At 42.2% G+C, this 17,281-nt stretch carries 15 protein-coding genes; 4 read left to right on the top strand and 11 right to left on the bottom strand.

Annotation, left to right across the window (positions count from 1 at the left end):
- Positions 1–15: 15 nt before the first annotated feature.
- The 8 genes from ilvA to LP107_RS09960 all read right to left on the bottom strand — a co-directional run bounded on the left by ilvA (position 16) and on the right by LP107_RS09960 (position 6,740).
- Entirely contained in the window at positions 16–1,560 is a 1,545-nt protein-coding gene (gene ilvA / locus LP107_RS09995; RefSeq protein WP_078274194.1) for a threonine ammonia-lyase, biosynthetic, read from the bottom strand.
- Positions 1,561–1,579: 19 nt separating this feature from the next.
- Entirely contained in the window at positions 1,580–2,830 is a 1,251-nt protein-coding gene (locus tag LP107_RS09990) for a type II restriction-modification system endonuclease (protein ID WP_078274193.1), read from the bottom strand.
- 8 nt (positions 2,831–2,838) lie between these two features.
- On the bottom strand, positions 2,839–3,594 hold the full coding sequence (locus LP107_RS09985; protein WP_245952267.1) for a DNA methyltransferase: 756 nt from the start codon (positions 3,592–3,594) through the stop codon (positions 2,839–2,841).
- Between the two features lie 31 nt (positions 3,595–3,625).
- Positions 3,626–4,279, bottom strand: a complete 654-nt coding sequence (locus tag LP107_RS09980; protein WP_112741958.1) for a hypothetical protein — start codon at positions 4,277–4,279, stop codon at positions 3,626–3,628.
- A gap of 26 nt (positions 4,280–4,305) precedes the next feature.
- Complete coding sequence (locus LP107_RS09975) at positions 4,306–5,094, bottom strand: DNA-methyltransferase (protein ID WP_112742798.1); 789 nt, start codon at positions 5,092–5,094, stop codon at positions 4,306–4,308.
- A gap of 244 nt (positions 5,095–5,338) precedes the next feature.
- Complete coding sequence (locus tag LP107_RS09970; RefSeq protein WP_112741959.1) at positions 5,339–5,638, bottom strand: hypothetical protein; 300 nt, start codon at positions 5,636–5,638, stop codon at positions 5,339–5,341.
- A 67-nt stretch (positions 5,639–5,705) separates the two neighbouring features.
- Entirely contained in the window at positions 5,706–6,455 is a 750-nt protein-coding gene (locus LP107_RS09965) for a YebC/PmpR family DNA-binding transcriptional regulator (RefSeq protein WP_112741960.1), read from the bottom strand.
- A 72-nt stretch (positions 6,456–6,527) separates the two neighbouring features.
- On the bottom strand, positions 6,528–6,740 hold the full coding sequence (locus LP107_RS09960) for a hypothetical protein (RefSeq protein ID WP_143821686.1): 213 nt from the start codon (positions 6,738–6,740) through the stop codon (positions 6,528–6,530).
- A 119-nt stretch (positions 6,741–6,859) separates the two neighbouring features.
- Between LP107_RS09960 and LP107_RS09955 the strand changes: the two genes are divergently transcribed.
- A complete protein-coding gene (locus LP107_RS09955; RefSeq protein ID WP_078274189.1) occupies positions 6,860–7,690 on the top strand; it encodes an ion transporter in 831 nt (276 codons plus the stop codon).
- A gap of 128 nt (positions 7,691–7,818) precedes the next feature.
- Here LP107_RS09955 and LP107_RS09950 read toward each other — a convergent pair whose 3' ends face one another.
- Positions 7,819–8,184: an META domain-containing protein gene (locus LP107_RS09950; RefSeq protein WP_264676148.1), complete on the bottom strand. Its 366-nt coding sequence runs from the start codon at positions 8,182–8,184 to the stop codon at positions 7,819–7,821.
- Between the two features lie 312 nt (positions 8,185–8,496).
- Between LP107_RS09950 and LP107_RS09945 the strand changes: the two genes are divergently transcribed.
- From LP107_RS09945 to LP107_RS09935, 3 genes are all read left to right on the top strand, one after another.
- Entirely contained in the window at positions 8,497–9,390 is an 894-nt protein-coding gene (locus tag LP107_RS09945) for an EamA/RhaT family transporter (protein ID WP_264676149.1), read from the top strand.
- A gap of 189 nt (positions 9,391–9,579) precedes the next feature.
- Complete coding sequence (locus LP107_RS09940; RefSeq protein WP_078274186.1) at positions 9,580–11,613, top strand: UvrD-helicase domain-containing protein; 2,034 nt, start codon at positions 9,580–9,582, stop codon at positions 11,611–11,613.
- A 40-nt stretch (positions 11,614–11,653) separates the two neighbouring features.
- Entirely contained in the window at positions 11,654–12,208 is a 555-nt protein-coding gene (locus LP107_RS09935) for an acyl-CoA thioesterase (protein ID WP_078274185.1), read from the top strand.
- Positions 12,209–12,453: 245 nt separating this feature from the next.
- On the opposite strand, the gene LP107_RS09930 is transcribed toward LP107_RS09935, so the two are convergent.
- Together LP107_RS09930 and LP107_RS09925 are read right to left on the bottom strand one after the other, a co-directional pair.
- The gene (locus LP107_RS09930; protein WP_264676150.1) at positions 12,454–14,307 is read right to left on the bottom strand and encodes a hypothetical protein; all 1,854 of its coding nucleotides are present in this window, start codon (positions 14,305–14,307) and stop codon (positions 12,454–12,456) included.
- A gap of 220 nt (positions 14,308–14,527) precedes the next feature.
- A complete protein-coding gene (locus tag LP107_RS09925) occupies positions 14,528–16,849 on the bottom strand; it encodes a hypothetical protein (RefSeq protein ID WP_264676151.1) in 2,322 nt (773 codons plus the stop codon).
- Between the last annotated feature and the right edge of the window lie 432 nt (positions 16,850–17,281).

Below are 17,281 nucleotides of genomic sequence, written 5' to 3'. Positions count from 1 at the left end.
CATTCTAACATATCCCTACTTCAAAAACACCCCATAGCCCACATTTTCACTTAAATCTTCACAATCATAACCAATCTCAGTCAATGCGTCCACAATTTGCCGTGATGAATGGGCAGTTGCCTGCAAGCCGACCAATACTCGCCCTTCGGCTGCTCCGTGATTGCGGTAGTGAAACAGGGTAACATTAAAATCTTGCCCCAATTTTTCCAAAAAATTTAATAGGGCGTTGGGGCGTTCTGGGAACATCACACGGAACAATTTTTCATCGTTTAGCCGACCGTGTCCGCCAATCAAATAGCGAATGTGCGTTTTGGCAACTTCATCATCGGTCAAGTCAAAGGCGGTGTAGCCCCCCTTGTCCAGATTGTCCATAATCGTGGTGCGCTCAAACTGACCGTCCTTTAAGCCAATGCCGACAAACACTTGGGCAACGCTTGGGTTTGTGCTGTCTAGGCGGTAGTTAAATTCGGTGATGTTGCGACCTTGCAATCGGCGACAAAAGTCCAAAAACGCTCCCGTTTTTTCGGGCAACTGCACCGCAAAAATCGCTTCTTTGTTTTCGCCAATCTCGGTGCGTTCGGCAATGTACCGTAGGCGGTCAAAGTTCATATTTGCCCCCGAGACAATCGCCACGCAGTTTTTGCCTGTTAGGTTGTGCTGTTTGACATATTTTTTAAGTCCTGCCAGTGCCAACGCCCCAGACGGCTCAACGATGTGGCGGTTTTCTTCAAAAATGTCTTTGACGGACGCACAAATCTCGTCATTATTGCAAGTGATGACTGCGTCAATGACCTTGCCTTGCCCGTTGGATTTGGTGAGATTCGCCACTTCAAAGGGGATTTGACCGATTTGGGCGACCGCCACGCCATCGGCAAACAGGCTAACTTGTGGTAAGCGAGTTCGCTCGCCATCGGCTAGGGCGACTTTTAGGCAAGCAGAGCCTTCGGATTCCACCGCAATGACCTTGATGTGTGGGGCAATCTCGCCCAAAAAGGATGCAATCCCCGCCACCAAACCACCGCCACCGACAGGCACAAACACATATTCCATCTCTCGCCAGTCCTGCGACAGCTCAAGGGCGACCGTGCCTTGCCCTGCAATGACTGCTTTGTCATCATAGGGGGCGATGTAGGTCATACCGTCCGTTGTTGCCTTTTCCATGGCATAGCGGTTGGCTTCGTCAAAACTGTCACCATGCAAATGCACCGTACCACCAAAGGCTTTGACCGCTTGCACTTTGATGTCGGGTGTGGTTTTGGGCATTACAATTAAGTTATTGATTTTTAAGCGATTTGCCGAATACGCTACCCCTTGTGCGTGGTTGCCAGCCGAGGCACAGATGATGCCTTTTGCTTTTTGCTCTGCCGAAAGTTGGCTGATTTTGTTGTACGCCCCACGCACTTTAAAGCTAAATACAGGTTGCAGGTCTTCTCGTTTTAGGCGAATGTCGTTGCCAAAACGGGCAGAGAGTTTGCTTGCCTTATCAAGCGGTGTGCGAATAGCGACATCATAAACGGTTGCGGTAATAATGGCACGGACATAGTCGGGTAGGGTGGTCATTGGGTTTCCTTAAAAATAATTATGATGTTTTGGCGTTGATAAAGTTTTGATTGTATTCATAAATTTTTGGTACTTTATTCTTGTCAAATAAAGCAGTATCGTCATTGTTAATTGACAGTTTATCGCCTTGTGTGTCCAAAAAATAAATCTGATTATAATCATTGTCATCAAATGTAAAGATATAATATTTTGAACCGCTTTGACTTTTAATGGCGTGTGTTTTGCCATCAATGTACAATAAATTAAGCCAGTTATCTAAATAACGATATTCATCCACGCTTTCTGCTTCCAATAAAGGAATGATGTGGTCTAATTCATAGCCTTTTATTTTATTGACTTTGTGGTGTTTAAAATAATCATTTTTGGCTTGTTGTGAGCGTTTCATTTTTGATTTACTGTATTTTGACAAATCTACATCAGAAGTTATTAAAATAAGTTTTCTACTGTCTTTTTCCATAATAAAAAATGGAATATTTTCAAACAAAGTCCATATTTGTTGATTTTCATTTGCCCAATTATGATAATCTCGCTTATCTTTTTTATCGCCGTTAAAATTGTCTGGAATAAGCTCTGATTTTAAAGTGTCAATCACCGCATTTTTTTGTACTCGTGATAATAATCGGTATTCTTTTATCAAACTTTCGCATTGCTCTGTGGAAATGCTAAAATTAAAATTACAATTCATTGCTGAAACAAACAGCATAAACTCATCAAAGCTGATTTCTTTTAAATCACTATTGGTTAGCAAACTTAAAACATCTTCCACAAAGCCTGTTAATAGTTTATTTAACGACTTAGAAAAAATTAAATTTTTACTTAATATATCTAATTTTGGGTCTATTAACTTTACTCCCATATCGGACAAAGCAACATATTTTGTTACGCCCCTTTTGAATGGGTCAGTTAATACTTTTTTGTCGTTATATCGGTTGATTAGTCCCATTCTTGCAAAATCCACAAAAAGATTTTTACGCATTGCATCTTGCGTGCCAATATTGGTTAAACTTTTGGCTTCATTGCAAAATTCGGCATAAGATTGCTCTTCTGGGATATTCTGCGGTCTTTTGCTGATGTCAGTTGTTCTGATTTGCATTAAAGATTGGTTGGGGGCGTGTTTATTTAACAATGTCAAAATATCTATTAATTTTGGCAAATCATAGCGGTTATGCTGACTTAAATGAATGCCACGATAATTTTCAGATTGCAATCTTTCATCAATGAATTTTAATGATGAATTACCAAGATTGATGTTGCTGACATAATTTTTCATAGTTTTCCTTAATTGATTTCAAGTTGATTTAACACAAAATTGGCTTGATTAACATATTCAGCATTCATATCGCACCCAATAAAATTACGACCCAGTTTTTTGGCAACGATTGCTGTTGTGCCACTTCCCATAAAACAATCTAATACCAAATCGTTGGGGTTGGAACTTGCTCTAATAATGCGTTCTATTAAATCGCGTGGTTTTGGAGTAATATGGGTCAATTTGACGGTTTTGCCATTGACTTTTTCTTTGTGGCGTTGGCTAGAAAAATGCCAAACTTCACCACATAACCTGCCATTAGGATTGGGAAACCAGCGTTTACCATTTTTTAAAATGCCTTTTTCACTGGCGTGCTTTATTCTGTCGGTGCTTTCATAAGGCACTCGCACTTCGTCATAATTAAAAGTGTGATTTTTGGATTTTGAAAAAAATAAAATGGTTTCTTGTCCTGTGGAAAAACGCCTTTTGGCACTACCCATTCCATCTCTTTTATCCCAAGTAATCCAATTTTGAAAAATCATACCTTTACTTACCAAGTATTGACAAATAAAAGCACAATTAAATGGTGTATTAAAAATATAAAGCGAGCCGTCTTTATCCAGTTTATCTAAAACTTTATCAATCCAACGATAAGTAAATGCCAAAAATTTATTATGGCTATCAAAACTATCCCAATCCGCCTTACTAAGATTGTAAGGCGGGTCAATGACGGCTAATTGAACGCTTTTATTTTCCACTTGGTCTAAAAAATCAAAGCAGTTCATTTGATGTATTTTATTTATTTCTAGCATATTTTCAACCATTTTGGTAAATAATATCTATTAGTGTACCTATTTGGTTTAAATCTCTTACGGAAATTGCATAACAATTGTTTCTGTTTTCCATATATTCTAATTGATTTTCATCAGTCCAACCAGCCACATAAATACTTAAAGAATTATTGTTATCTATTAAAAATCCTTGTACATATTGTGTGGCAATATTTCTATTGAATTGCCTTGCATCCACGAGTAAATTATAATTTTGTACTTGATTTTGATTTGTAAATAGTCTTGTTCCATACATTTTGACATCAATCAAGTATGGAGTGTTTGCTCTGTCAATAAGATAGTCATAGCCATCATCAACCCTGCCAATTGTCAATCCGTAACTAAAATTCATTTGCCGCATTCTATTGCTTATTTCGGTATCATTATGGTAGCCTTGCTCTCTCAATCTTTGTCTTAGAGTTTCTGACATTGTTTCAAATAGGCATATCTCAAATAAGATACCAGTTAATAGGTTGCTTTGAGATTGAATTTTTATGTCATGCAATTCCGATATTCTTTGATGAATGGGATTGTTTTGGTTATTGTAATTATAACCACCTCTTCTAAACTCATACAATTCACGAATGGTTGCTAGTTTATCAGCAGTAATAATATGTTCTTTTGTTACTGGGATTAACATCAATAAACTCCAATATTGAAAACCAATTAAACACTTTCTAATTTTTTACAAATAACTTCGCTATATTGCTCCATTAACTCATAACCAATATAACGCCTGCCCAATTCTTTGGCGACTTTTAAAGTTGTACCACTGCCTGCAAATGGGTCTAAAACAATGTCATCATAAAAAGAATAAAGTTTAATCAGTCGTCTTGGGATTTCTTCTGGCATAATCGCTGAATGCACGCCAAATGCCAAATCATTTTTACTGGGAATAGGAATATCCCAAATTTGTTTGGTATATTCCACCCATTCTTGCTTACTTAATTTACTTTTTTCTTTAATTTCATCAGATACTTTATCTGGTTTACCGTCTTTTACATATATCGTAATAAATTCTGTGGTATTTTGAGCATAAAAATTTCTTGGATAAGGATAAGAACCAAACATTAATTTTTTTGATGAATTGGTTCTATTCCAAAGATAAGTATCCATTAAAAAAAGTTTGGTGTTTTTTAAAATGGTTTGTTGAATGTCGCTATTTAAATCAAAAATATGTCTGGTATAATGGGTATTCATCTCTTTTTTTAACATTGGCATTAAAGGAGTATTGATAACCAATTTGCCGTTCGGTTTTAAAACTCGTTCACATTCTTGCCAAACTTTTAACATTTCAGACAGATAATATTCATAGCTATCAATATCGCCAATTTGCTGACTGTGTTTATTGCTATGGCTATTTAGCTGATAACCATCTTTGGCATAGTCCTTAATATTAAAATAAGGTGGCGAAGTAATAATAAGATGTACGCTATTATTGGGTACTTCTTGCATATTACGGCTGTCTTTAAAAAATATGGTGTTCATTGCACTATAACTTTAATGGTATATTTATCAAATATTTAAAAATAAGGCTCTGGTTCAAAAAGTATGCTACAAGGAAAACCGTTCGTGGTGAGCTTGGGAAACCTAACGGTTTTCCTACCCGCAGGCAGGCTCAGGGTGAACGGAAAATCTAGTTCAGCATACTTTTTAGACCACTACCAAAAATAAATTGTTTGCAGTTTAAGTTTTAATCCTATTCATCACGCAATTTCTTTTGGATTTCCAAACCACTACGAGTTAATTGGGATTTTGGGACTTGGTTAAGAAGTTCAATTAAGGGCATATCTACTTTATCTTTCGTTAAACCTTTAATATCAAGACGAGCAAATAACAAATTTTCAAATTCTTTATCAGAAATATTAGGGTCAATGGTGTCCATAAATTTTTTATCATCGTCAGATAAAAATAATCTTTCAATGGCATTATTGGCACGAATAAATTGACGGCAAAAATCTTTATCTTCTAATTGGTTTACTTGATTTGTGATTTTCATAAAACCCCTTTAAAAACAAAAATTGGATATGACACTTCTGCCATATCCAAACATCACGATAGGCAAATTAAGCGTCAAGCTGTGCCATCACGTCATCGCTAAAATTCACATTAGTATACACTTCTTGCACATCGTCCAAATCTTCTAGCATGTCAATCATTTTTAGCACACGTTGAGCATCATCAATATTATCAATGTCCGCAGTCGTGGAAGGCGACATTGTAACCTCAGCATTGTCCGCTTTTAGACCTGCACCCGCGAGTGCGTCCACCACCGCCCCAAAGTCGTTGGGTTCGGTAATCACAAGCAAGCTCTCGCCATCATTTTCAATGTCAGTTGCCCCTGCTTCTAGGGCAATCTCCATGACTTTATCTTCAAGAGATACGTCATTAAAAATAATCTCGCCACGCTTAGAGAACAAATACGCCACCGAGCCTGATGTGCCTAGGTTGCCACCGTGCTTGCTAAACGCATGGCGAACCTCGCCCACGGTGCGATTGACATTGTCGGTCATGGTCTCAACGATGACCGCCACACCGCCCACGCCATAGCCTTCATAGGTGATTTCTTGGACGTTGTCGCCTTCTCCACCTCCTTGACCACGCTCAATGGCACGCTTAATCACGTCTTTGGTCATATTGGCGGCGTTGGCTTTTTCTAGCACGGCACGCAGGCGTGGGTTGTTGGCAGGGTCTGGGTCGCCACCTTTACTGGCGGAGACGATTTCACGAATGATTTTGGTAAAGATTTTGCCTTTTGCAGCATCTTGTTTGGCTTTACGATGTTTGATGTTCGCCCATTTACTATGACCTGCCATAGAATGCACCTTTTAAATGAAAATAATAAAATAGGTTATTATACAAGGTTTGGGCGGATTTGCCAATATTTGCTAGGGGCAATGTGTGCGATGATGCGTTTCTTGATATTCAGGCGAACTCATGTCAGGATAGCCTTGTGGTGTGCGTGGGGCTGGGATATGGCGTTGGCAATTTGGGTTGTAAGTCGGGTAGGTTTGGGGTGTTTGACGCTTACTTTCAGAAAAATCTGTCATGTTCATGCAAGCGGTCAGGACAAGGGGTAGTATTAAGATGATGATTCTCATGATAAATCAAATGTAAAAAGCCTAAAACGTATCAATCATAACAAGAATTTTGTAAAAATACTATCCCAAGCCCCAACTTTATTATAAAATACACCCATCTTTCTCTCATTCTATCTTGCATGAAAGCCCCTGTTTACAAAAAAAGCCTGCCCTTAAAAGAGAAAATCCACATTGTCATCGAAGGCACTGACACGCCTGCGGGACGATTTTTTGATGTGGTGCTACTCATCGGTATCGCTCTTAGCGTGGTCGTGGTCATGCTTGACAGTGTGCTGTATTTGCGTTTGCAATACGGACGGTTGTTTTTTTATGCAGAGTGGTTTTTTACCATTTTATTTACCATAGAATATTTGTTACGCCTGTACTCCGCCCCCAATCGCAAGCGTTATGCGTTTAGCTTTTTTGGCGTGATTGACTTGCTTGCGTTATTGCCAAGCTATCTTAGTTATTTTTTTGTGGGAACGCAGTATTTGCTTGTGGTGCGGATTTTGCGGATTTTGCGGATTTTTAGGGTATTTAAGCTCAAATCCTACATGCAACAAGCAGGGTTTTTGGCGGCTGCCTTTCGCACCAGTCAGCACAAAATCATCGTCTTTTTCCTATCATTATTACTGCTTGTGACCATTTTTGGCTCGGTCATGTACGTGGTCGAAGGCCCTGAAAATGGCTACACCAGCATCCCCAAATCCATCTATTGGGCGGTTGTGACTTTGACGACCGTGGGTTATGGCGACATTTCCCCCAAAACTCCGATAGGGCAAGCGATTGCAAGCATGGTGATGATTATGGGTTACTCCATCATTGCCGTACCGACAGGGATTTTTACCGCTGAGCTGTCACGCACCATGCGACCACAGCTACACCCCATTACCTGCCCAAAATGCGGTAAATTCGGGCATGCATCCAATGCTAAGTTTTGCGATAGATGTGGACATGATTTGCATTTGTGATTTATCTGTTTTATGCTCTCTAAATCATCAAAATGCAGAATGCCAAGTCTTATCAAACTTATATTAACTATGACCCAAATATTCGCTTTGCTTTAAATAAATATCACATCTAACGAATTTGAAATTTGTCATAAGCCAGACTTTGTCGCAACTGTGTTGATAAATAGCCAATATTGATGATTGTGGGTTATTTTTAAAATCTTTTGCATGTCTTTTTGATAAATTTCATAATCACCATTTAAAATAACAGTATGGATAATGTTGTCATCTAAATCTTTAGGTAGTGGTGAGCAAGCCATTTTAGTTGTTGGTAGGCTACCTTGAATTTTTATGCCCGTCTTGGTGAGTACAAATTCACCATTCATGCTGTTGCAATTATTGGGCATGTATATCCAATGATTGTCTAATTCTACACTTTTTTCAAAAATCAATATAAAATCATCTTTTTTAACAATCGGCAAATTTATGTTGTTAAAATTGGTATCACTTACCACAATCAATCGCCACTGATTGGATATGTTTTCATAAGTTAACGCTAATTTTTGCCAATCACTAGATTTTAGGGGGCTTAATAATTCATCATTGGTTGGTAATGCTGGCGGTGGTTTGTTGTTATCTTTGTTGCCATTGGTGTTTTTGTTAAGTTTGATGCTTTATTATCACACATCATACTGATGATTTCAAATGGAGAATTGGATGAAAGGGCGGACATCTTGGTTAATTTGGTAAACACCCCTTCATGCCACTTGACAAACGCCCAATCATGGTTATAATATCACACCAATTTGTAACAAAATATTTTATCCATGATTTTTTTACTCTCTGCCATTTGTGCCAGTGTGTTGGTGTCTATTTTTTTAAAAGTGGCACGCCGTCAAGATATTGATATTGCCCAAGCCATTTTGGTGAATTATATCACCGCCATTATTTTATGTATTTTTTTATTAAAGCCTAGTTTAAATGTCAGCGAAATTATGGCAAATGGGGCATTTATCGTCATCGCCTTGGGCGTGCTGTTGCCGAGCGTATTTATCATCATGGCAAAGGCGGTGCAACTCGTTGGCATTGCCAAATCGGACGTGGCACAGCGTTTGGCGTTATTTTTGCCGATATTGGCGTCATTTACCATTTTTGGCGAAAGTTTAACACTTGCCAAAGGTGTGGGCATTATTTTGGCGTTTTCATCACTCATTGCCCTAACTTATAAACCCAATCCAAAAACCAATTTAAAAAACAGCCTAAAAACCAATCATGCCAAAACAGATAATTCATTAAATATCAAAAACACCGCTTTAATATTAGGCGGAGTATGGGCAGGCTATGGCGTGATTGATATTTTATTTAAACAAATGGCAAAATTGGGTAATGCCTTTGCCAATACCTTACTTGTGAGCTTTATATTGGCATTTGTCTTGTTATTTATTTATCTAATAATCAATAAAACCAAATGGCAAGGTAAAAGTTTGATTAGTGGGATTTTGCTGGGGGCATTAAACTTTTTTAATATTTTATTTTATATCAAAGCTCATCAAGCCTACAAAGATGATCCAACCTTGGTATTTGCTGGCATGAATATCGGCGTGATATGTTTGGGGGCGGTTGTGGGGTTATTTATTTTTAAAGAAAAAATATCCAAAATCAACGGCATGGGGATTGTCTTGGGCGTGTGTGCGGTGTGGTGTTTGTTTTATTTGACTTGATTTGAAATAATTTTAAATAATAAAAATCATCAGGTGCGTGTTACGCACCTTTCTATGTAATATGGATAAATTTTAACCAAAAATATGGCATAACAATACTTTATATTGCCGATAAATTTACTACAAACTTTTGCCCAATTTGCCAAAATCCATTATAATAGCCAACCATTTGCCCGAAGAATTTAGATTATGAGCCAATTAAACCCCCGCCAACAAGAAGCCCTAGCCCATGTTTCAGGCCCTTTGCTCGTTCTGGCAGGAGCGGGGTCAGGCAAGACGTCTGTGATTACCCAAAAAATCGCTCATCTTATCCAAAACTGCAACACGCCTGCCGAGCGTATCACGGCAATGACCTTTACCAATAAGGCGGCAAGGGAGATGAAAGAGCGTGTCAAAAAACTCTTGCCAAGCGAGAAAACTCGTGGGCTGACGGTGTCCACGTTTCACCAGTTTGGTTTGCAGTTTTTGCGGTATGAACTCATTAACACGTCCCTAAAAGGCAATTTTAGTATCATGGACGCAGACGACAGCAAACGCCTACTTGCCGAGCTGATGGTGCGTGATAACCTATCAGGGGCGGAGCGTGCGGACATGGTGGGTAAGGCGATTAAGATGATTAGCGACTGGAAAAATGACCTAGTCGCCCCCGAAGATGCCGAGCGGACACTGACCGACCCCGAAGATGTGATTTTTGCTCATCTGTATGGGCTGTATGAGCGGAATTTGCGAGCATATAATGCGGTGGATTTTGATGATTTGATTGTCCTACCTGCTCGCATTTTAAAAGACAATGAGCGAGTGCGTGAAAAATGGCAAAACCGCATTCGCTACCTGCTCGTGGACGAGTACCAAGACACCAATACCGCTCAGTATGAGCTTATCAAGCTACTGGTAGGCATTCGGGCAAGGTTCACGGTGGTGGGCGATGATGACCAATCTATCTATGCGTGGCGTGGGGCAAAGCCTGAGAACATGGCGTTGTTAAAGCAGGATTTCCCCGCTCTGCATGTTGTCAAGCTAGAACAAAACTACCGCTCTACCAATCGCATATTGGCGTCTGCCAATGCCGTGATTACCAATAATGAGCATATTTTTGAAAAATCGCTGTGGTCAGATAAAGGGCATGGCGAGCTGATTCGGGTGCTAAGCTCGCCCGACGATGGGGTAGAAGCGGAGCGTGTGGCAAAAGAGATAGTGACGCACCGCCTAAGACATAACAACTCATGGGAGCAGTATGCCGTGCTATATCGCTCCAACTTTCAGGCTCGGGTGCTAGAAGCTGAACTGCGTTCACTACAAGTGCCGTATAAGCTCTCGGGCGGTACGTCATTTTTTGCTCGCACGGAGATTAAGGACGTCATGAGTTATTTGCGGATTATCCTAAATCCTGATGATGACGCGGCATTTTTGCGGATCATCAACACGCCCAAACGTGGCATGGGTTCGGCAACCTTAGAAAAGCTCGGACTGTTCGCCCAAGAACACAGCCTATCGCTACTGTCTGCCTGTTCTCATGCAGGGCTAAAATCGGCAGTGGGGGCAAAGGCAGGGGCGACGCTTGCCAGTTTTGGAGAGTTTATTGAGCATTATACCCGTGAGCTTTATGATAATCCCGACCCCATGCCACTGGTGCGTCAGATGATTATGGAGACAGGGTATATTGACTACATCAAAGAAGACAGCAAAACGCCCCAACAAGAAAAAAACCGCCTTGACAACATCGAATCTTTGTACTCGTCCATTCATGCACTCATAGACCGTGCCGAAGATGATGATGAAAAAAGCATTGAAGCGGTGATTCGTAAGCTTGTGCTACTAGACATGCTAGAACAACAGCAAGAAGAGGAAAATACCAACAAAGTTAATCTCATGACCCTGCACGCCGCTAAGGGGCTTGAATTTGATTTTGTGTATATCATTGGGGTCGAAGAAGACATCTTGCCACACCGTAACTCTATCGTCTCGGAGACGGTCGAAGAAGAGCGCCGTCTCATGTATGTGGGTATCACACGAGCAAGGCATGAGCTGACCTTGATGTATGCCCAAAAACGCAGGGCGGGCAAAGAGTATCGCCAGACCACGCCGTCACGCTTTTTGGATGAGTTGCCAAGCGACCACATTGATTATCCTGCCAAACGCCAAAAATCTGCCGACCCGAACAAGGTCGCCACAGACTATTTGGCGAACATTCAGGCAATGCTTGCCGCCAAACGTAAAGGCTAATCGTTTATCACTAATCCATTTATAAAAATCTGAGTATATTATGTATCCATTTTTACGCCTAACCCAAAACATCATCAGCAGTGCAACCGCTTATCACAAAAGCAAAAAGTCAGGCACGGTGGCAGGTCTGACTGACACGACCGAGTATCGCTTTACCGCCAATGTGAATGACATTGATAACTTCTTTGAGATGAACAATGGGCGGATTTTGACGTTGTTTGACCTAGGGCGAAACGACTTTGCCATTCGTACAGGTCTGGGCAAAAAACTCGTACAAAAGCGGTGGGGTTTGGTGGTGGCAGGCAGTACCATTCAGTATCGCAAACGTGTGCGACTCTTTGATAAAGTGCTGATGAAAACTCGGGTATGTGCCATTGATGATAAGTGGTTTTATATGGAGCAGACGATGTGGGTGGGTGGCAAATGCACTTGTCATGCACTGCTTCGTACGGCGGTAACCAACTTTATGACGGGCAAACCCATACCGACCGCACAGGTGCTGTCGTCGCTTGGCTATGACGGGGTGAGCCTACCGCCTGATGAATGGGTGCAGGCGTGGATAGAGACGGACAAACAGCGACCGTTTCCGCATTAAATATCAGCAAACCTTTTAAAAGGTTTTATACAACATATACACCCAAGAAACTTTAAAATTACTACAAATACAATGATGTGTGGACGTAGGGGCGTGCTGAGCACGCCTTGTATAGTGATATCATCAAAGGGTGTGCTCAGCACACTCCTACAAACCCGTGGTAAATATCAAGTTGGTTGGGTGTAATACACAAAAGGGGATAGAGTATATCCCCTTTTTTATATAGGTTAAAATCGACAACACACTCATTTATTGCTGGGTTTGCCGTTATTATCCATGTCTTCATCAAGATAATCTTCATCAAAGTAATCTTCATAAAGCTCATCGCTGTAATCGCCATAATCATCGCCATCATAGCTATCATCGCCATAGCCATAATCATTACTGGCACCGCCTAAGGCATAACGAGAATAATGCTCCATAAACGGTGGCTTCTCGCCTGTCTCCTTGAATCTGGCTCGTAGGGCGTCTTGGTAGGTAAAGAGATTGACGCTGTTGTCGGCATTGGGCGTTTGACTGGCAGATGGCAGGCGAGCGAACTCATTTACGTGTTTGGCGTTTTGAAAGATTTGGGTAAAGACATCCACAAACAGCGGTTCACTGTCCGTCACGCCTGCCTTGTCCATGTATCTGGCTCCGACCGTGTCATCGGTAAGATAGTGACGCTGATGTACCCAAGCGATTTTGCCATGTGAGACACCATAATGCGTGGCGGGGGCATATTTAGAAATAGGGCGGTCTTCTTGGGGTGTGCTATCGGCGCTATGTAGCTCGCCATAGTAGCTCTCGATTTGCCGTTGCAGATACAAAAATAGCCCACGCATGAGTAGCTCGCTATTGACCACAAAGTCATCACGGCTGTCATCAGCGGTGTCCGTCCCTGCTTCTATCTCTGTCTGGGCGGTATCGCTGTCGGCATTTATCACATGAATCACGCTCTCACCGTCAATAATCTCACGCTCATAAAAATCGGGCATCTGCTGAGTGAGTGTTGGATATTTGGCGGTCATCTCTTGGTAGAGTGTGTCGGCAAAGACATAGTTGCTGTACGCTTTGGCAGACTCTTTGACGTTATTTTTGATGATGGTGGGCGTGTTTTGGATAAGGGTTAGTTTATCGGCAGGCAGGTTATTGGCGATAAACGGCAACTGGCTAAGCTCATCTGCCCTTGCCATGACAAAGCCGTCTTGGGGCAGTGCCATAAAGCTCTCTTTTTTGGCGTTTAGGTAGGCTTTGATTAAATCACGGGTAAAGCTCTCGGGCAGACTGCCGTCATTGATGGGGATGTACAGCCATTTGCCTTGCCAGCTGTCGCCCAGTTTGGCGTCAAGCAGTTCGCTGTTTAGTAGAGCAAAGTTATCCGCCCACAGATAAATGCCCCCTGCTTTTAGGTCGATGTATAGGGGCTGATTGATGGACATGTGCAGGTTTTTGGCGGTGTAGTCTAGCATGGGCAAGGCGGTAAACTTGCCTTGTAGGGGTTGATAACTGCCGACCACACGCACGCTAGATGGGGTGATGAGATACTCGTGCAGTAGCTCGGCTTTTTTGGCGTCTAGGGGCGTGGCAGGACGGGCGGATGGCTCATTGGTCTGACCATCTAGGTGAGTGCTGATGGCGTGGATGAATGCCTGTTCTTGCTCATCGGGGGTCAGCTGTCCGCTTTGTTCATAAAAATTTTCAAAGTCAAAAGGCTGATAGGCGGACGCTTGTTCTTGTTCATCACGGCATGCCAAAAAGTCGTCTTTGATTTTGGTGCGATGGGCTTGGTATTTGTCATCGCTGATGGGCAGGTTGTCCGTCTTAGCAGTTTGAAGTAGACGGACATAAGCATGGTCATGCACCGCTTCGCAGTCGTCAGCTGGCGTGCTGTCGGTGACGTCTTTTAGGGCGTGACGGCGGATGTCGTTAGAGACATAGGCATTTGTCTCGTAGCTAAATGATGAGCGAAGTTGTGATTTGACTGCTTTGGCTAGGACTTCTTTGGCGTGATGGTCGGTATTAGCGGTGGCGGACTGTGGGGCTTGCGTGGTGGCACAGGCGGTCATCAGACAGCTGACAACAGCCAAACTTAGTGTGCGATAAGGTAGTGTTTTCATGGTTTTCCTTAATGAGTATATTAATCGGGATAAGTCCCAATCTTGGTTGATGATAAGGTATTGATTTGTAAAGTTAAAATGGCAAAGATAAATTTTCAGTATGGCAATACCATTTTCTGGCAATTTTACCGATTTTATCGATTTATTCATTTTACCAATCAAGTTAATTTAATGTAATTTAATCAAATCAAGCCAAGAAAGGGGCAAACCTTGTAAATGGTTATCTTGCTTCTTCTGCCGCCATTGCTGCCGCCGTTGCCACTTCGGTTGCTGCACAGGCTGTATCGCATTCGTAGTCATCTGATGGGCTAAGCTCATAATCATAACCATAGCGTGCCATGAATGCTTCATATTGCTGTTCGTTTTCTTTTTTGGCTTGCTTGATGAGTGCCACGCCGTCCACGGCGGTCGTTTTGGCAAAGGTGTCTTTAAATTGGCGTGCCAAAGCGTGTTTGTCAAACAGCTCCTTGTCATAGCGGACTTGGTTTAGGCTTTGGGTGGTCATGCCACTGATGTGCTCGTCCAGACTGCTTAGGGTTTGGGTGGCGATGATGTTGCCTTGGCGGTCAAGATAGACATGGCTGGTCGTGTTCAAGGCAAAAGGCAGTATGCCTTCAACCGCCCCGAACAGTCCGCCCGCGTCATCCGTGCGATAACTGCTGTTTAGCATGGTAAAGTTGTCAATGATGGATTTGATGGTGTTTGGCGTGCTGATGGGGTTGCCGTCAGCGTCGGTGTGGTCGCTGACTTTATCGGCATAATGCTCGGGGTGCTTGTTCACATAAGCATGCAAATCACGCCCGATGTGTTTGGCGATGATGGCGTAGGCTTTACCCATTTCTTTGGCACCAAACTCAACCTTGATGGCACGACTTGCTCCAACTTCTTTGGCAAAAGCGTCTTGACTGATGTCCATGGGCGTAAACTTCTCGCCATTTAGTCCGTCCATGCCTGCGATGATACCATCAGAGATTGCCGTATAAATTATGTCAGTGGGTATCTGTTTTTGTAATTCATCAGGCAGAGCAAAGGACATCAGACCGTCTGGCACGTCTTTGGGCAGGGGAGCGTGCTTGGGACTGATGAGTGCGACCAGTGGCAAGACGGCTGAGACATCGGCGGTCAGCTCGCCTTTGGCGTGGTCGGCACGCACAGGCAGTTGCATGGAATAAGTGGCGGTGGGACTGTCATAGTCAATCGACCACAAATGCTGACTGCGTTTGGCACTCGGTTCATGGTGGGAGAGACCTTGGATGCTTAGGTGCTGATACTGATATAGGTTTTGGGCGGTGACCTGTTCGGGGGTTCGGTTCATTTTAAATATCCCCCCAAGCAAGGACGACAGCCCATAATCACGGCTTTGTACGTCTGTTTTGCTCTGCTCACGCTCTTGTTCTTTCATCTCACGATAGGCACGAAGTGAGCCGAACACGCCTGAGTAGGGGTCATGGCTTTCATAATAGTCATCATCCATGGCAGACTCTGCTAACGACTCATGGCACGATATATATTCTTCATGAACTGCATTAAACTCATCGGCATGCTTGATGTGGTCTTTGCCTGACTGAACCAAAGCTTGATTTTGAGCGGTGGCATGAGTGGCACACTCTTTTGCACTTGCTTGTTGTTGCAACTCTTGCTGGGTTGTTTGGTTGGAGATGTGATGATAAGGATGAAGTAACTGTGTTCCGCCAGTAACAGCATGAGTGCAAGAATTTACAGAAGTTATTAATGAAAATAACTCATCGCCATGATTTGTAATATCATCGGTTGTCTTGATGTGCTTGGCGGTATTTATGGCACTCTGTTTAAAGGTGGTGGCACAGGCTTGTAGTTGGTGGATGTCTTGTTTTTGGTAGCCTTGGGCGGTGGCAAGCAAGGCATTGGCGTTGGTTTGAAAAGAGCGTTCAAAGTCATTGATGTGCTTTTTAAAGGCTTGTTGGTCAAAACGTCCATTATTTTTGACAAAATCACCCATGTTTATGTAGGCAGACGTAAATACATGGCTTTCTAGCCCATGTGCCAACATGTTAATCTCATCTGACACCGTTTGATACTCTTCGCTCATGCCGACCGCACGAGTTACGGTATCAGGGGTGAGTCCATTTTGTTCATCATCATAGTGTAGATAAGGCAAGTCGCCAAGCTCGCCATCCTCCCCCAAATAGTCGCTGATGGTCATATAAGGCTCGCTTGCGTCATCATCAGTCTTGTGAGTCTTATCCTTATAATCCATGACCTTGATAAAGGTGGTAAAGGCACTGTCCGAGTCTTTGTCAATCTCGCTGACTGCTAGGGGCTGGACGGCATAATGATAAGTGGACACCGCATAACGCTCGGCATTCATGTGCCGGCGTAGTGCTGTGACTAGGTCGTGCTGTGCCAGTTTGGATGGTGACAGGCTTTTGTCGATGTGCGTGATGTTATGGGCAGGCGTGGGTGTGGTGCTGTGTGTAGACTGGCAGGCACAGAGTAGCACACCTGCCATGGCTAGGCTTAGTGCTTTGGGGGATGGCTTAGGCATTTGGGGTATTTTGGGCATGATGTGTCCTTGGGTGGGTTATTGATACTTTTAATCTGGATAGGGCGTGCCTAACCTTTATAACACAATTTAAAATATAGAAATGTTTTAGAAATAAAACAATGTTTTTGCATGAAAAATGGCTATCCGACCACTTAATTTTTAAAATTAAGTTAAAATCTTAAGATTTATCAGATTAAGTGGTCGGATGTTTTTCATAATAAAAGCTTGTTTGATAGAACGACTATCAAACTTCACTTTTTCCTTGAAAAACGTGCGATTTTCCTCATTTTTCATTGCAAATATAAAAGTTCAACACGCCTTAAGCAGATTAGATTATACACAAATTTTATCATTTTTAAATTGGTTTTTGCTTTTTCCATGTTTTTTTTCATAAAAAATTCATGGATTTGGGTTGGGTGCATTAACCAACTGCAAAACACCACCCCAAAC

Origin of the sequence: Moraxella bovis, from assembly GCF_025985205.1 — a bacterium.
Classification (GTDB): Bacteria; Pseudomonadota; Gammaproteobacteria; order Pseudomonadales; family Moraxellaceae; genus Moraxella; species Moraxella bovis.
This window is presented reverse-complemented; position numbering and strand designations above follow the sequence as displayed.